Source organism: Promicromonospora aerolata, from assembly GCF_042682255.1.
In the GTDB taxonomy this organism is placed as follows: domain Bacteria; phylum Actinomycetota; class Actinomycetes; order Actinomycetales; family Cellulomonadaceae; genus Promicromonospora; species Promicromonospora aerolata.
In genome coordinates this window covers 4429565-4445157 of record NZ_JBHUHF010000001.1, presented here as the reverse complement: position 1 = coordinate 4445157, position 15593 = coordinate 4429565, and the positions used below count along the sequence as shown (strand labels likewise).

Genomic DNA, 15593 nt, shown 5'->3' with positions numbered 1-15593 from the left:
CGCACCATGAGCGCCGTCGACCTGAACAGCGACCTCGGCGAGGGCTTCGGCCGCTGGACCCTGGGGGACGACGAGCAGATGCTCGGCATCGTCTCCAGCGCCAACATCGCCTGCGGGTTCCATGCCGGGGACCCGGCGTCGATCCGCCGCACCGTGCGGTCTGCGGTGGCGCACGGCGTCACCGTCGGCGCACACGTCGGCTACCGCGACCTGGCCGGGTTCGGCCGCCGCAACATGGACGTGCCCGACGACGAGCTCGAGGCCGACGTCGCCTACCAGATCGGGGCTCTCCGGGGCCTGGCCGACGCCGAGGGGGCCTCGGTCTCGTACGTCAAGCCTCATGGTGCGCTGTACAACACGGCGGCGGTCGACGAACGGGTGGCGACGGCCGTGGCCGCGGCCGTCGCCGCCGTCGACCCGGCGCTGGTCATGCTCGGCCTGCCCGGCAGCGCGGCCCTCGCGGCGGCGTCGGCGGCCGGCCTCGTGACCGCCACCGAGGCGTTCGCCGACCGCGCCTATACGCCCGAGGGCCGACTCGTCTCCCGGCGCGAGCCAGGTGCGGTGCTGCACGACGCGGACGACGTCGCGCGGCGCATGCTCCGCCTCGTCACCGAGGGTGTGGTGACCGCCGTTGACGGGTCCGACGTCGCCGTCCGCGCCGACTCCGTGTGCGTGCACGGCGACTCCCCCGGCGCCGTCGCCATGGCCCGGCGGATCCGCGAGGTGTTCGACGCCGAGGGCATCGCGCTCTCGGCCTTCGCCCCGGCGCCGGGCAGCGGCTCCACGGCGTGATCCGGGTCCTGACCGCGCGCGACGACGCTCTTCTGGTCGAGCTCGACGACCTGGACCAGGCGGTCGCGCTGTACGAGTCCCTCACCGCCGACCCGGTGCGCGGCGTCGGCGTCCCCGTGCCCGGCGCCCGGACCCTCCTCGTGCCGTTCCGCCCCTCGGCGATCACGGCGCGGGTCCTGGCCGCCGAGCTCCGGGCACGGCCCCTGGAGCGCCGCGCCACCTCCGCCGCGCGCACCGTCGAGATCCCAGTCCGGTACGACGGCGCGGACCTCGCCGAGGTGGCCGGTCTCCTCGGGTGGAGCACCGACGAGCTCGTCCGCCGGCACACCGCGGCGGCGTGGACCGTCGGCTTCGTCGGCTTCGCGCCCGGGTTCGCCTACCTGACGAGCGACGACCCCGAGCTCGTGGTGCCCCGCCGGGCCAGCCCGCGCACCCGCGTGCCCGCCGGGTCGGTGGCCCTCGCCGGACCGTACAGCGGCGTCTACCCGCGGGAGAGCCCCGGCGGGTGGCAGCTCGTCGGCCGCACCGACGCACCGGTGTGGGACGTGACGCGTGAGCGCCCGGCCCTCATGCTCCCGGGCGACAAGGTCCGCTTCACCGCTGTGCGCGACCTGGTGGGGCCGAGGGTGGAGACCCCGACGGAGCCGGCGGCCACCGGTGCCGGCCTGGGCCCCGGAACTCTCGAGGTCATCAGCCCCGGGGTGCAGGCCCTGGTCCAGGACCTCGGGCGGCCCGGTTCCGAGGGGGCGGGCGTCTCGGCGTCGGGCGCCCTGGACCGGCCCGGCCTGCGGGCGGCCAACCGCGCCGTCGGCAACCCGTCCGACGCCGCCGTCATCGAGTCCGTGGGCGGCCTGCGGATGCGCGCCCGTGGCCCGCAGGTGCTCGCGGTGACGGGCGCGGTAGGCGACGTCGTCGTGCGGCCGGGTGCGGGTGGACCTGGCTCGGGTGGATCCGACACGGCGCACCCGGGCGCCGACCGTCCCGACCGCCGTCCGCGCCCGGGCGAACCCTTCGCACTGGACGACGGCGACGAGCTGCGCCTCACCGCACCCGCCCGGGGCGTGCGCGCCTACGTGGCGGTGCGCGGCGGGATCGACGTGCCGCCCGTGCTGGGTAGCCGGGCCACCGACGTGCTGGCCGGGCTGGGGCCCGACCCGCTCGAGCCGGGCGACCTGCTGCCGGTCGGCGTGCCGGACCGCGGCCTGACGGCGACCAGCGCCTCCGGGAGCACTGCGCCCGGGGACCTGGCCGACGCACCGGCGCCGGGCGGGCTGCCCGCGGCCGGCGAGGTCACCGAGCTGCGCATCGTCCTGGGCCCGCGCGACGACTGGTTCGACGCCGCGACGATCGAGCGGCTGACCGGCCAGGACTGGCTGGTGACGCCGCGCTCCAACCGGATCGGGCTGCGCCTGGAGGGCGAGCCCCTCAGCCGCGTCCCCGAGCAGGAGGGCACCGAGCTGCCGAGCGAGGGCTGCGTCACCGGCGCCCTTCAGGTACCGCCGAGCGGGCAGCCCGTCCTCTTCCTCGCCGACCACCCGCTGACCGGCGGGTACCCCGTGGTCGGGGCGGTCGTCGCCGACCACGTGCCGCTCGCCGGGCAGCTCCCCGCCGGCGCGCGCATCCGCTTCACGATCCAGCACCACCCAGGAGGCACCCCATGATCCGCACCGTGCTCATCGCGAACCGAGGCGAGATCGCGGTCCGCGTGGCCCGCGCCTGCGCTGATCTGGGCGTCCGCTCCGTCGCCGTGTACGCCGACCCCGACGCGGACGCCCCGCACGTCCGCCTCGCCGACGAGGCCTGGGCCCTGGACGGGCGCACGGCTGCCGAGACCTACCTGTCCGTGGACAAGCTGCTCGACGTGGCACGCCGGTCCGGGGCGGACGCTGTCCACCCCGGGTACGGCTTCCTGTCCGAGAGCGCCGTCGCGGCGCGTGCCGTCGAGGACGCGGGGCTGGTGTGGGTGGGGCCAACCCCGGCCACCATCGAGCTGCTCGGCGACAAGATCGCCGCCCGCGAGCTGGCGCGGACCGTCGGCGCACCCCTCGTACCCGGTTCGGACGGTCCGGTGCCCGACGCCGCCGCCGCGCTCGCCTTCGCCGAGCAGCACGGGCTGCCGCTCGCCATCAAGGCGGCCCACGGCGGTGGCGGACGTGGCATGCGCGTGGCCAGGACCCTCGAAGAGGTGCCCGAGCTCTTCGAGGCTGCTCGGCGGGAGGCCGAGGCCGCGTTCGGACGGGGCGAGTGCTTCGTCGAACGGTTCCTCGACCGGCCCCGGCACGTGGAGGCGCAGATCATCGCGGACGACCACGGCCACGTGGTCGTCGCGGGCACGCGGGACTGCTCCTTGCAACGGCGCAACCAGAAGCTGGTCGAGGAGGCCCCCGCGCCGTTCCTCGACCCCGCGGTGCGCCGGCGGATCCACGAGTCCGCGCGCGACCTCTGCGCGGCCGCCGGCTACCGCGGCGCCGGAACCGTCGAGTTCCTGCTCGGCGCGGACGGCACCCTGTCCTTCCTCGAGGTGAACACCCGGCTCCAGGTGGAGCACCCGGTCACCGAGGAGACCACCGGGCTGGACCTCGTGGCCGAACAGCTCCGCGTCGCGAGCGGTCTGCCGCTGTCCGTCACCGAGGACCCCGAACCGCGCGGGCACGCGATCGAGCTGCGGCTCAACGCCGAGGACCCGGCGCGGGGCTTCCTGCCCGGCCCCGGGCGCGTCGAGCGGTTCGCCGCTCCCGCCGGCCCGGGCGTGCGGGTCGACGCCGGCGTGGAGCCCGGGTCGGTGATCCCCGGCGAGTTCGACTCGCTCTTCGCCAAGATCGTCGTGTGGGGACCGACCCGGGAGCTCGCACTCGCGCGGGCCCGGCGAGCGGCGGCCGAGACCGTGGTCGAGGGCGTGCCCACGGTGCTCCCGTTCCACCGCGCGGTGCTGGCCGACCCGGCGTTCACGGGTTCGGCGGACGGGTCCGGCTTCGCCGTCCACACCCAGTGGATAGAGACCGAGCTGCTCACGTCGATCGACCCGCAGGCGCTGGCCGCACCGGTGCTCGAACCCGGTGTCGTGGCGACGTGGGTCGAGATCGACGGCCGGCGGCACCGGGTGCGGACACCGGGCGGGATCGGGCTCGCCGGGTCGGGTCCGGCGACGGGCTCCGGTGCGGCGGCCGGCTTCGGTGCGGCGGCCGGGTCTGGTGCGGCAGCTGGGCCTGGTGCGGCAGCTGGGTCTGGCTCGGCGCCAGCTCAGGCCGCGTCCCCGACGTCGGGCGGCGGAGCGGACGACGGCCGCGTGCCGCTGCTCCCCGCGATGCCGGGCACCCTGGTGCGCTGGTTGGTGGCCGACGGCGAGACGGTGACCGACGGGCAGCCGTTGGCCGTCGTCGAGGCGATGAAGATGGAGAGCCAGCTCGTGGCGGAGGCCGCGGGCGTGCTGGAACAGGTGACCCCGGAGGGTGCGCAGATCACGACGAGTGACCCGATCGGCTACCTGCGGTAGAGCCGCTGAGTTCGGCCCATGCTCAGCAGGACTGCTGAGTTCGGTCGGATGGGATGAGATCGGTCGGTTGACTGACCGATCTCATCCCATCCGACCGAACTCAGGCCCAGGGCTGTGCAACAGACCGAACTCAGACCGCCTGCAGCACCCCGTCGCCGTCCAGCCAGACCCGCACCCGGCGCCGCCACGCGTCGTCCGGCTTCGGGAAGTCCGTACGGTAGTGACCGCCACGGGTCTCCTCCCGCAGGGCGGCCGCCCGGGTCAGTGTGCGGGCCACCTGGTGCACGTTGGTGGTCTCCCACTCGGCGGCCTGCGGCTCGGCCACCACCTCGCTCGCCAGGTGCGCGTCGGCCCGGACGGCGCCGAGCCGCTCGTCGACGTCGGCCAGCGAGCGTGCCGACCGGATCACGCCCGACCCGGCGGACGTCACCTTCTGGATCCGCGACCGCGCCGCGGCCGCGACCAGCGCCGACCCGCCGGCGCGCTCGACGGGGCTGCTCGGCCGGAGCTCACCGGCGGCGAACCGGGCCGCGATGTCGCGCGCGGCCCGGGAGGCGAACACGATGCCCTCGAGCAGCGAGTTCGAGGCGAGCCGGTTGGCGCCGTGCACACCGGTGCAGGCCACCTCGCCCACCGCGTACAGGCCCTCCACCGAGGAGCGTCCGTCGAGGTCGGTCACCACGCCGCCCGAGTGGTAGTGCTGGGCGGGCGCCACGGGTACCGGCTCCTCCGACCAGTCGATGCCGACCTCCAGCAGCCGCCGGTTGATGGTGGGGAACCGGGTGCGCAGGAACTCCCTGCCGAGGTGGCGGGCGTCGAGCAGGACGTTGTCGGCACCGGTGGCGGCCATCTGCCGCACTATCGCGTGCGCCACGACGTCCCGTGGCGCCAGCTCGGCCATGTCGTGCACGGCCGGCATGAACCGGTGCCCGTCGACGTCGAGCAGCAGCGCACCCTCACCACGGACCGCCTCCGAGATGAGGGGCAGCTGCCCCTTCGCGCCGGTGCCCAGCCACAGGACGGTGGGGTGGAACTGCACGAACTCGAGGTCGCCGAGCACCGCACCGGCCCGGAGCGCCGCGGCGATCCCGTCCCCGGTGGCCCCGGGCGGGTTGGTCGACGACCGGAACAGCTGCCCGATGCCGCCGGTCGCCAGCACCACGGCAGGCGCGAGGACGGCGCCCACCCCGTCGCGCGAACCGGTGCCCCGCACGTGCAGCGTCACCCCGCAGGCGCGCCCGTCCGCGGTGGTCAGCACGTCGAGCACCAGGGCGTTCTCCACGACCTCGATGCCGGGGTCGTGCCGGACCGCCTCGATCTGCGCCACGAGCGCCCGGGAGATCTCCGCGCCCGTGGCGTCGCCACCGGCATGCGCGATCCGGTCGGCACGATGACCGCCTTCGCGGGTGAGCGCGATGTCGCCGTCGGCCGCCTTGTCGAAGACCGCGCCCCGCGCCACGAGCTCGCGCACCCGCGCCGGGCCCTCGGTGACCAGCACCTGCACGGCCTCCGGGTCCGACAGGCCCCCTCCGGCGGCAAGCGTGTCGGCGTGGTGCGCCTCCGGCGAGTCAGACGGGTCGAGCGCGGCGGCGATACCGCCCTGCGCCCACACCGTCGAGCCCGACGGCAACCGCCCCTTGGTCACGAGCAGCACCCGCGGTACGTGCGTACGCAGCTCGAGCGCCGCCGTCAGCCCGGCGATCCCCGAGCCGACGACGATCGCGTCGGCCTCGGCGGTCCAGCCGGGGGCCGGGGCGGCGAGGGAACGTGCCAGGCGAGGTCCGTGCCCGGCGCTCACGCGCGGCCCGACGCCGTGCGCACCAGGCCGGCCTGCTGGAACGGCTCGATGGCGAGGCCGCTCTCCTCCAGGCCGTACCCGTCGGGCACGTGTCCGGGCTCGTCGTTGATCTCGACGATCTGGTTCTTCTCGTCGACGAACACGACGTTCGGCAGGAACGTGCGCGCGTCGTGGTCCGAGAGCATGCCGTACCCGATGAGGATGACGACGTCGCCCGGGGTGACCAGGTGGGCCGCGGCACCGTTGATGCAGATCTGCCCGGAGCCCGGTGCGCCGGGGATCACGTAGGTGGTGAGCCGGGCGCCGTTCGTCACGTCGACGACGTCGACCTGCTGGCCCGGCACGAGGTCGGCGGCGTCGAGCAGGTCGGCGTCCACGGTGATGGACCCGACGTAGTGCAGATCCGCCTGCGTCACGGTGGCACGGTGGATCTTCGCGATCATCATGGGCCGCTGCAGCGATGCGGGACGGCCCACGGGCGGGCGGTGTGGCGTGGAGCTCATGGTGCTACCTCTGGACCTCGGGCGAGACCTCGATGGCCTGGTTGTCGATCAGGCGGGTAGTACCCACCCGTGCGGCCACGAGCAGCAGCGCATGGCCGGAGAAGTCGTCGGCGACCGCGTCCACGGTCACCGGATCGACGAGCGCGAGGTAGTCGACCACGACGCCGTCGGCCTCGTCCAGCACTTCGCGCGCGGCGTTGATCACACCCGCCGGCCCGGTGGCGGCAGCCGCCGCGCCGGCGCGCAGCGAGCGCGACAGGGCGAGGGCTCGCTCGCGCTCGTCCGCGGACAGGTAGGCGTTGCGGGAGGACAGGGCGAGCCCGTCGGACTCCCGGACCGTCGGCACGCCCACCACCTCGACCGACACCTCCAGGTCGCGCACCATGCGGCGCACCGCCAGCAGCTGCTGGGCGTCCTTCTCGCCGAAGAGGGCGACGTCGGGCCGCACGAGGTGCATCAGCTTGAGCACCACGGTGAGCACGCCGTCCAGGTGCCCGGGCCGGTGCTCACCCTCCAGCACCTCGCCGACGTGACCGGCCGCGACCCGGACCACCGGGTCCCCGTCGGGATAGACGACGTCACGAGTCGGCGCGAAGACGAGATCGGCTCCGGCTCCGGCGAGCTTGGCGACGTCGCCGTCCAGGTCACGGGGATAGGTGTCGAGGTCCTCGCCCGCACCGAACTGCAGCGGGTTCACGAAGATCGTGACGACGACCTGGCCGTTCTCGCTGGCCTCTGCGCGGGCCCTGCGCACGAGCTCCAGGTGCCCGTCGTGCAGGGCTCCCATGGTCATGACGACCGCACGCTTGCCGGGGTCGGCGTCGAGGCCCGCCCCCGCCAGCGGACCGCCGATGGCCCAGCGCATCTGTGCGTCGCGCAGCTCGGAGCGGGTGCGGACCACGTACGGCGTGCGCGGCGCGGATTCCGCGTCGGACGGGGTCAGAGCCTCGGTGGTCACTGGGTGGTCCTTCCTGCCTGCGGCTCGCCGGCCGCGCCGTCCAGCGCGTCCAGCAGCGCCTGCGCGGCCGAGTCGTCGATGCGGTGGCTCGCCAGCGCGCGGCGCGTGGCCCCGCGGGCGAGCTCGGTGTAGCTGTCCGGTACGTCGGTGGCTCCGCTGGCCGCGGCCAGGGTGCCGAGCTCCGTCAGATGACGGCGCACGGTGCCGACGTCGCCCCGCGACACCGGTCCGGTCAGGGCGGAGATCGCTCCTGGCCCGACGCCGTCGCGCGTGTCGGCGGACCGGGTGGCCGATTCGAGCGCCGCCGAGAGCAGCGGTGCGAGCACCCGGCCGGGTGCCTCGATCCCGGCCGCCTCCAGCCCCTGGGCCGCCTGTGCGACGAGCACCACCAGGTGGTTCGCACCGTGCGCGAGGGCCGCGTGGTAGAGGCCGCGGAGCTGCTCGTCGACGATCACCGGCTCGCCACCGATCTCGACCACCAGCGCCTGCCCGATGGGTTGCACGGGTCCCGGCGCCGTCACGGCGAACGTGCAGCCCTCCAGGCGCGCCAGGTCGAGCGACGTCCCGGTGAAGGTCATGGCGGGATGTACCGCCAGCGGGATCGCACCCCCCAGCCGGGCCGGCTCGAGGACGGCCGTCCCGTACCGGCCCGACGTATGGATCGCGAGCTGTCCGGGCTGCCAGGCCCCGGTGTCGGCGAGGCCGGCGACCAGAGGGCCCAGGGCGTCGTCGGGCACCGCGAGCAGGACGAGCTCGGCCCGCTCCACGACCTCGGGCACCTCGAGGTTGGGGACGCCCGGCAGGAGCGTCTCGATGCGCTCCCTGGAGTCCTCCGAGATACCGCTCGCGCCCACGACCGCATGGCCCGCCGCACGCAGCGCGTTGCCCAGCACGGCTCCGACCCGTCCCGCGCCGACCACGCCGACGCCCAGCCGGCCGGGCCGGCGGCCTGGCTCGTCCGGGGCGCTCACCGGTCACTCACCCGGTCCGTCACCCTGGTTCTCCATCCATCGTTCGGGTCCCGCGGCCGCGCGTGCGGTCCGGGCGCGTGTGGCCTGCTCGGCCATGAGCCGCGCTGCGTCGGCGGAGTCGAGGTGCGAGGCCACCGGCCCGACCGGACCCTCGGTCGAGTGCACCTGGAACGAGGCCACCCGCAACCGGCGCTGCCACGGACCCTGGCTCAGGCCCAGCGACTGCGTCCGCTCGTGCGGCACCACGTCCAGGATCTTCACCATGCGGCCCCTGCGCAGCAGCAGTGCGCGGCCGGTCACGGTGAACCCGTTGCGGCGCCACGCCACCGGATCCAGTATGCGCGTCCGCCGGGGTGCCGTGACGTACGCGCTCTCGGTCCGGGAGTCGCCGTCCAGCCCCGCGTCGAGGATGCGCCGCGGCTCGTCGACGCCGAGGTCCGGCAGCACGAGGGACAGCACCGTGAGCGCCTCCTCGCGGGTGCCGACGGGCAGGAGCACGCTGTTCTTGTCGTCGCTCTCGCCGCCGCCGTAGCCGGCGACGTTGACCTGCACGCGCCACCAGTCGCGGCCACGCCACAGCACGCTCTGCACGAGGCGTACGGCCTGCACCCGGCCGGGCGGGATGGTCTGGGACCGCGTCTCCAGCATGCCGTGCCGCAGCCGCACGCCGTCCGGCGAGATCGCCACCCGGAAGTCGAACTCGCCGGTGAGGCGGCCGAACAGGTAGCCGCCCGCGCCCAGCACCGCCGGCAGGGACGCGGTCAGCACGGCGAACTCGCCCGTGGCGATCATGACCACCAGCACGGCGAGAGCCCACACGACCAGCGTGATCATCGCCCCGGACCGCACCACCGAGGCGATCAGCCGGCCCAGGGGCACGCTGAGCACGGGTACCTGGGGCGCTTCGAGGCTCGCCGGCGCCGCCGGTCCGTCCGCCGGCGCACCCAGCGCGCCGGACGCACCCGGCACACCGGTGGGCTCGACGGTGTCGTACGGGGCTGCTTCCGGCTCCGTACCGTCGGGAGCCGCCACCGTGTCGGGCGCCGGTTGGGTCCTGGCGGCCGCCGGGCCCTTCCGGGCCACCTTGAGTCCGGCCGCCCGCGCGAGGAGCTCGGCACGCAGCTCGTCGGCGTCGGACCCCTTGAGGAAGCCGATGGCGACGCCCGAGTCCGTGCCGCCGGCGGTCTCCAGGGTCAGCTCGCACAGGCCGAAGAACCGGGCCACGAGGGGCTGCCGGATGTCGACCGACTGCAGCCGGTCCAGGCGCGCGTGCCGCTGCTGGCGGAACAGGATGCCGCGTCGCAGGTGCACGGTCTCCTCGCCGATGGCATAGGTGGTCATGCGCCAGGCCAGCACCGAGTAGCCCCAGCCGACCAGCGCGACGGCCGCGAGGGCGGCCAGGACCGTCCACCAGTACTCGCTGCTGATCAGCTCGATCAGGCCGCCGCGCGGACCGCCGTCGAGGCTCTGCTGGCCCAGGATCACGAGGGCGGCACCGACCACCGCCCAGCCCCTGACCAGAGGCGTGACCGGATGCACGCGCCGCCAGTCGAGCTCCTCGGCCTCGGGCTGCGCGCGCTGCCCCGCGGCACCGTGACCGTTCCTGTCCAGATCGTGCTCCGGGGTGCTCACAGACCCGCCAGACGGGCCTCACCGCGGGACGCCAGGCGGTCGCGCAGCCGCGCCGCCTCGTCCGGCGGCAGGCCGGGAATCTGGGCATCCGTGCCGACGGACGCCGTGTGGAGCTGCACCTTCGCCAGGCCCAGCTTGCGGTCCAGGGGTCCCGCCTCGACGTCCACGTACTGCATCCGGCCGTACGGCACCACGACCATCGACCGGAACATGACCCCCTTGCGGATGAGGAGGTCGTCGTCGCGCTCGGCGTAGCCGATCGCCCTGACCTGACGAGGGACCAGCAGGATCGACCAGAGGAGGAAGATGGCGGGGACACCGGCGAGGAACCAGAACCAGGGGCTGACGGTCACGGCGAGCACGACGCCGACGACCACCGGTATGCCGAGGCTGATGGCGGCCGGCACCAACATGGCCGTCACGAGGCGCGGGGACACGCGGTTCCAGTTCACATCGTGCGGTTCGAAGGGGCTGGTCATGTTGGCCATTGTTCCGCAGAGAGCAAGCCCTGGACAGCGAAGGCTCAGGCCGGGGCCGGAGACTCGCCCTCGTCCGAGCCGGAGCGGTCCTCGTCGGACGGCGGGAGCTCGCAGAACTTCTCCGCGATCAGTCCGACCACGGCGAGCACGACCGAGCACAGCACCGCCACGCCGGCCGCGATCGCCCGGTCCCGCCGTGGCTCGATCGCGAGATCGCTCACCACCACCAGGACCTGCGCCAGGTACCACCCGCCGAGCAGGGCGCCCGTCAGTGCCGCCGCCTTGGCCAGGACGAGGGTCCGGGCGGCGCGGAGGCCGTCGAGCGAGGGACGCTTGCCCTGCTGGTACGACCGCACGGTCCAACCGGCCCAGAACACGGCTCCGGCCAGCACCAGGATCGCCACGTCGACCAGCCAGGGCACCATCGGCAGGTGGACGCCGCGCGCCTCCAGGGCACGCAGGACGAGCCAGCCGACGAGGGCGACGGCCACGAGAACTGCGATCAGTGACCCGATCGGCGTCCTGCGCATGTCAGGCGTCGCGCCCCCGTTCGTCCCGCACCGGGACCCAGGAGGGCACCGAGTCGATCGGGCCGTCGGACGGCGGCGGGGTGCGCTGCTCGCCGACGAAACCGGGGACCCGGATCACCGTGTGGTCGTTGTCGTAGGCGTCCTGCTGACCGTTCGGCTGACCGTTCTGCGCCGGGTCGGACCCTGCGCCGGGCGGGGTGGTGACCGGAGCGAAGACCGGACCGGCCGGCTCCTGCGGCGCGCCGTTGACCGGCGGGAACACGCCGCTCTGCTGACGCGACGGGTTGACCGGCGCGAACACCGGCTGGGGCTGCGCGGACGCGGGCGGCAGCGACTCGTGCGCCGGGGCCTCGTGTGCCGTGTCCCGTACCGCACGCGGCGCGATGGGCGCCGGTGCGGGAACGAGCGCTTCCTCCGGCGGCGGCACGGCTGAGCCGTTGCCGGGCAGGCCGGCCGGGCGGGCGCCGCGCGCGGGCAGGGGTGCACCCTGCGGCGCGGAACCGTCCCCGCCAGGCACCGGACCACTGGAGTAGCCCTGCGGGTGGCTGCCGCCCGGGTACGCCTCCTGCTGCCGCGGTGCGGCGCCCTGCGTCGGGCGGTCGAGCTCGACCTGGCCGCTGTGCTGCCCCTGCGGGTGACCACCGCCCGGGACCTCGACCACCGGCCCACTGCGCGATGCCTGCGGCCGACCGCTCGGCGGCAGTGACGGGGGCAGCGTCGGCGGCAGCTCGGCAGCGGGTGCGTCCTGCCCCGGGTTGCCCTCGTCGCCGGGTACTGCCGGCTGGTTGGAGGCGGTGGTCCCACCACCCTGCTCCGGCTCCGGGTCGGTCAGCCAGTCGAGCGCGAGCCACCGGATGCCCGCGCGGTCCGGGGCCGTGGCAGCGAGCTGGGCCACCGGGCCACCGCCGAGGCCGGGCAGCACCGCGTCGGGCGCGATCTGCGACCACGGCTCGAGGACGAACGCCCGTTCGTGCGCACGGGGGTGCGGCACCTCGAGGTCCTCCGCGGCGTCCGTCAGGTTGCCGTAGGTGATGAGGTCGACGTCGAGCGTGCGGGCGCCCCAGCGCTCCTCGCGGACGCGGCCGTGCACGTTCTCGACCTCCTGGCAGAGGTGCAGCAGACCGCGTGCCGAGAGCGTGGTGCGGGCCAGCAGCACCGCGTTGAGATAGTCCGGCTGCTCCTCGGGACCGCCGACGGCGGCCGTGCGCGCCAACGGCGACACGTCGGTGATCTGCAGCCCGGGCATCCGGTCCAGCTCCGCGACGGCCGAACGCATCGTCGCCTGCGGGTCGCCCAGGTTGGCGCCGATCGCGATGACCACGTCCACGGGCCCGGCGGGCACCTCGTCGAACCGGTCGCGCGGCTCGGCCTGATACGGCTCGGCCTGGTACGGCTCCGGCTGGTACGGCGGCTGCCCGTACTGCTCGGGCTGGCCGGCGGGGTCGGGAACCGCAGCGGCCGCGCCGGCGGGCTGCGGGTCGCCCTGCTGCTCGAACAGCTGGTCGTACTGGTTCTGCTGCGGGTCGAGCTGCTGCTCGAACTGCTGCGGCGGCTGCTCGTAGCCCGCTTGCGGCCGCTCGAACTGCTGGGCCTGCTCGAACTGCTGGGCCGGCTCGAACTGCTGGGCCGGCTCGAACTGGCCCTGCTGCTCGAACTGGTCGTACTGCTGCGCGGGCTGGGCCTGCTCGGGCTGCTGCTGCCCGAACTGGTCGTGCCGCTGCTCCTCGAAGCCGCTCTGCTCGAAGCCGCTCTGCTCGTGCCGCTGGTCGAAGCCCTGGAGCGACTCGTACTGCTGGGCCGGCTCGAAGGCGTGGTCGGGCAGGAACTGCTCGTCCGGCCGGAACGCCGGCTCCTGACCGACGTCGTTCCGCTGGTCGGGGTGCGTCGAGGTGTCGGACGGCAGCTCCCAGGTGGCGGGAACCACCTGGAGCGGCTCCGGCGCGATGAGCTCGGGCGCGGGAGCCGGCTCCGGCTCGGCGACGGGCTGGGCGGGCGCCACCGAGGCGGGGACCCGGTCCACGAGCGGCTCAGGATCGAACGGCTCGGACCGGAGCTGCGCCGGCTCGGCCGGCTCAGGCTGGTACGGCTCGGGCTCGAACCGCGCCGGTTCGTCGTGCGCCGGACGGGTGACGGGCTCGACGTCCCGTGCCTCGGGTTCCGCGGCGAACGGCGCGCTGTCGAGCCCGCTCCGTGCGTGCTCCGCCGCGCCGTTCCACGAGTCGGCCGGCGGGTTCACCGGGAAGACGTCCTGGGGGTTCGGGGCCTGCTCGTAGCCCGGCGTCTCTGCGCCCGAGGCGCCCGCGACATCGGCGGTGTCGGCGGGCGCCAGCGGCGCGGCCACGACGGGCATGCGGGTACGGTCGCGGCGGATCGCCACCTCGACGTCGGCGAACGGCACCGGGATGGGAGCCTGCGGCTTGTGCACGCGGACGTCCACCGCGTCGACCTGCGGTCGGGCGAGAACTGCCGCGGCGATGCGCTCGGCCACGGTCTCGACGAGATCGGCCGGCTCGCCCGCCAGGACGTCGTGGACGTCCTGCGCGACGTCCGCGTAGCTCACCGTCTGCGCCAGGTCGTCACCGGCGGCCGCCGGGCGGGTGTCCAGGTACAGCACGACGTCGGCCCGGAACTCCTGGCCCGTCTGTCGCTCCGACGGCAGCACACCGTGGTACCCCCGTGCGCTCACGCCTGTCAGCTGGACCTGGTCCAGCGACCGACCGTCCGGGCCTGTAACGCCCGTTCCGAACGCTGTGGTCACCGTGGTCTCCCCCCGTCGTCATTGCGTGTCGTGATTGCGTGCACCGGAATCCTGCCAGGTCGGCAAGCCCTGTTCCCCGGTCGTCCACGATTCTGTGGTCAAGGCCACGGTGGAAGTCAATGGCTCCGGTGCGGCTGCGGGAGAGGTACGCGGAGACCCTACCCGGGGCCCGTCGCTCGCGGCGGTCCACGCGGCCGCCACCTTGACCGCATCGGCGCTGGCCCGGACGGTGTGCACCCGGACGCACCAGGCTCCGGCCGCGGCCGACAGCGCCGAGATCGCGGCGGTCGCGTCGTCCCGCGCGCGCGGCGCCGCGGGGTGTCCCGCGGAGTCCGCCAGCAGGTGACCCAGGAACCGCTTGCGGGACGCCCCGACGAGCACCGGGCGGCCCAGCTGGTGCAGGGCGTCGAGGTGCGCCAGCAGCGGCCAGTTCAGCACCCCGGCCTTGGCGAAGCCGAGCCCGGGGTCGAGGATCAGCTGCTCGGACCGCACCCCGTCGTCGAGCAGGGCGGCCATGCGGGCCGCGAGCTCGTCACGGACGTCCGTCACGACGTCGTCGTACACCTGACGGTCGTCCATGACGTCCGCGTGCCCGCGCCAGTGCATCGCCACGTACGCGGCACCGGTCTCGGCCACGGCGCGGCCCATCTCGGGGTCGGCGAGGCCACCCGAGACGTCGTTCACGATGCGTGCTCCTGCGGCCACTGCCCGCTCGGCCACGGCTGCGCGCGTGGTGTCCACGCTCACGGTCGCGCCGCGCGCGGCGAGCCGCTCGATCACGGGCAGCACCCGTGCCAGCTCCTGGTCCTGCGGGACGCGGACCGACCCGGGGCGGGTGGACTCCCCGCCGACGTCCAGGATGTCCGCGCCCTCGCCGAGCAGCTCCAGCCCGTGCGCCACGGCGGCAGAGGGCTCGAACCACTCACCACCGTCCGAGAACGAGTCCGGGGTGACGTTGACGACACCCATCACCAGGGTGCGGCCCGCCCCGGACAGCTCCGGCAGTCCGAGGACCGGGGCGTCCCGGGTGGGATGACGAGCGGTGGAGGCCACCGTCACTTCCCGAGAATGAGGCTCATCGCCTCGGCTCGTGTGGCGCCGTCCCGCATGACCCCGCGCACCGCGGAGGTGACGGTCCGGGAGCCGGGCTTGCGCACACCACGCATCGACATGCACAGGTGCTCGCACTGCACCACCACGAGGACGCCGCGCGGCTCGAGGATCTCGACCAGGGAGTCCGCGATCTGGGTGGTCATGCGCTCCTGCACCTGCGGACGGCGCGCGTAGACCTCGACCAGGCGCGCCAGCTTGCTGAGCCCCGTGATGCGCCCGTCCACGTTGGGGATGTACCCCACGTGCGCGACGCCGTGGAACGGCACCAGGTGGTGCTCGCACGTGGAGTACACCTCGATGTCCTTGACCAGCACCATCTCCTCGTGACCGAGGTCGAAGGTGGTGGTCAGCACGTCCTGGGGCTCCTGGCGCAAGCCGGCGAAGATCTCCCGGTACGCCCGGGCGACCCGCGCCGGGGTCTCGCGCAGCCCCTCCCGGTCGGGGTCCTCGCCGACGGCGACGAGCAGCTCGCGCACTGCCGCCTCGGCCCGTGCGGCGTCGTACGGCGGAACGTCCGCCGCACGCCGCACGGGCGTCGTCACAGGGGTGACTGACCCATCGGTCAT

13 protein-coding genes are annotated in these 15593 nt (G+C 74.6%); 3 read left to right on the top strand and 10 right to left on the bottom strand.

Going from position 1 to position 15593, the window contains the following annotated elements; all coding sequences use genetic code 11:
- Nucleotides 1-6 precede the first annotated feature (6 nt).
- The 3 genes from ACFSL2_RS19885 to ACFSL2_RS19875 are packed head-to-tail and all read left to right on the top strand — an operon-like array spanning nt 7 to nt 4285.
- On the top strand, nt 7-792 hold the full coding sequence (locus tag ACFSL2_RS19885) for a LamB/YcsF family protein (RefSeq protein ID WP_377199493.1): 786 nt from the start codon (nt 7-9) through the stop codon (nt 790-792).
- Nucleotides 789-2453, top strand: a complete 1665-nt coding sequence (locus tag ACFSL2_RS19880) for a 5-oxoprolinase subunit B/C family protein (protein WP_377199492.1) — start codon at nt 789-791, stop codon at nt 2451-2453. Before ACFSL2_RS19885 ends, ACFSL2_RS19880 begins: the two co-directional genes overlap by 4 nt.
- Nucleotides 2450-4285 (top strand): acetyl/propionyl/methylcrotonyl-CoA carboxylase subunit alpha, encoded by a 1836-nt coding sequence (locus tag ACFSL2_RS19875; protein WP_377199491.1) that lies wholly within the window; start codon nt 2450-2452, stop codon nt 4283-4285. The genes ACFSL2_RS19880 and ACFSL2_RS19875 overlap by 4 nt, the downstream gene beginning before the upstream one ends.
- A gap of 130 nt (nt 4286-4415) precedes the next feature.
- On the opposite strand, the gene ACFSL2_RS19870 is transcribed toward ACFSL2_RS19875, so the two are convergent.
- From ACFSL2_RS19870 to folE, 10 genes are all read right to left on the bottom strand, one after another.
- Complete coding sequence (locus ACFSL2_RS19870) at nt 4416-6083, bottom strand: L-aspartate oxidase (protein WP_377199490.1); 1668 nt, start codon at nt 6081-6083, stop codon at nt 4416-4418.
- Nucleotides 6080-6586, bottom strand: a complete 507-nt coding sequence (panD, locus tag ACFSL2_RS19865) for an aspartate 1-decarboxylase (RefSeq protein ID WP_377199489.1) — start codon at nt 6584-6586, stop codon at nt 6080-6082. The genes ACFSL2_RS19870 and panD overlap by 4 nt, the downstream gene beginning before the upstream one ends.
- A 4-nt stretch (nt 6587-6590) precedes the next feature.
- A complete protein-coding gene (gene panC / locus ACFSL2_RS19860; protein WP_377200860.1) occupies nt 6591-7451 on the bottom strand; it encodes a pantoate--beta-alanine ligase in 861 nt (286 codons plus the stop codon).
- Between the two features lie 89 nt (nt 7452-7540).
- On the bottom strand, nt 7541-8515 hold the full coding sequence (locus tag ACFSL2_RS19855; RefSeq protein ID WP_377199488.1) for a Rossmann-like and DUF2520 domain-containing protein: 975 nt from the start codon (nt 8513-8515) through the stop codon (nt 7541-7543).
- A 3-nt stretch (nt 8516-8518) separates the two neighbouring features.
- Nucleotides 8519-10147: a PH domain-containing protein gene (locus tag ACFSL2_RS19850; protein ID WP_377199487.1), complete on the bottom strand. Its 1629-nt coding sequence runs from the start codon at nt 10145-10147 to the stop codon at nt 8519-8521.
- Entirely contained in the window at nt 10144-10635 is a 492-nt protein-coding gene (locus tag ACFSL2_RS19845; RefSeq protein WP_377199486.1) for a PH domain-containing protein, read from the bottom strand. Before ACFSL2_RS19845 ends, ACFSL2_RS19850 begins: the two co-directional genes overlap by 4 nt.
- Nucleotides 10636-10670: 35 nt before the next feature.
- The gene (locus ACFSL2_RS19840; RefSeq protein ID WP_377199485.1) at nt 10671-11156 is read right to left on the bottom strand and encodes a DUF3180 domain-containing protein; all 486 of its coding nucleotides are present in this window, start codon (nt 11154-11156) and stop codon (nt 10671-10673) included.
- A gap of 1 nt (nt 11157) precedes the next feature.
- Entirely contained in the window at nt 11158-13914 is a 2757-nt protein-coding gene (gene folK, locus ACFSL2_RS19835; protein WP_377199484.1) for a 2-amino-4-hydroxy-6-hydroxymethyldihydropteridine diphosphokinase, read from the bottom strand.
- An 18-nt stretch (nt 13915-13932) separates the two neighbouring features.
- Complete coding sequence (gene folP, locus ACFSL2_RS19830) at nt 13933-14883, bottom strand: dihydropteroate synthase (protein ID WP_377200859.1); 951 nt, start codon at nt 14881-14883, stop codon at nt 13933-13935.
- An 86-nt stretch (nt 14884-14969) separates the two neighbouring features.
- Nucleotides 14970-15593, bottom strand: a complete 624-nt coding sequence (gene folE, locus ACFSL2_RS19825) for a GTP cyclohydrolase I FolE (protein WP_377199483.1) — start codon at nt 15591-15593, stop codon at nt 14970-14972.

Excerpts from the sequence above, each read along its gene's own strand:
- ACFSL2_RS19885 (WP_377199493.1), top strand. The coding sequence starts at position 7 with ATGAGCGCCGTCGACCTGAACAGCGACCTCGGCGAGGGCTTCGGCCGC.
- ACFSL2_RS19875 (WP_377199491.1), top strand. The coding sequence starts at position 2,450 with ATGATCCGCACCGTGCTCATCGCGAACCGAGGCGAGATCGCGGTCCGC.
- panD (WP_377199489.1), bottom strand. The coding sequence starts at position 6,586 with ATGAGCTCCACGCCACACCGCCCGCCCGTGGGCCGTCCCGCATCGCTG.
- panC (WP_377200860.1), bottom strand. The coding sequence starts at position 7,451 with ATGCGCTGGGCCATCGGCGGTCCGCTGGCGGGGGCGGGCCTCGACGCC.
- ACFSL2_RS19845 (WP_377199486.1), bottom strand. The coding sequence starts at position 10,635 with ATGGCCAACATGACCAGCCCCTTCGAACCGCACGATGTGAACTGGAAC.
- ACFSL2_RS19840 (WP_377199485.1), bottom strand. The coding sequence starts at position 11,156 with ATGCGCAGGACGCCGATCGGGTCACTGATCGCAGTTCTCGTGGCCGTC.
- folP (WP_377200859.1), bottom strand. The coding sequence starts at position 14,883 with ATGGGTGTCGTCAACGTCACCCCGGACTCGTTCTCGGACGGTGGTGAG.
- folE (WP_377199483.1), bottom strand. The coding sequence starts at position 15,593 with ATGACCGATGGGTCAGTCACCCCTGTGACGACGCCCGTGCGGCGTGCG.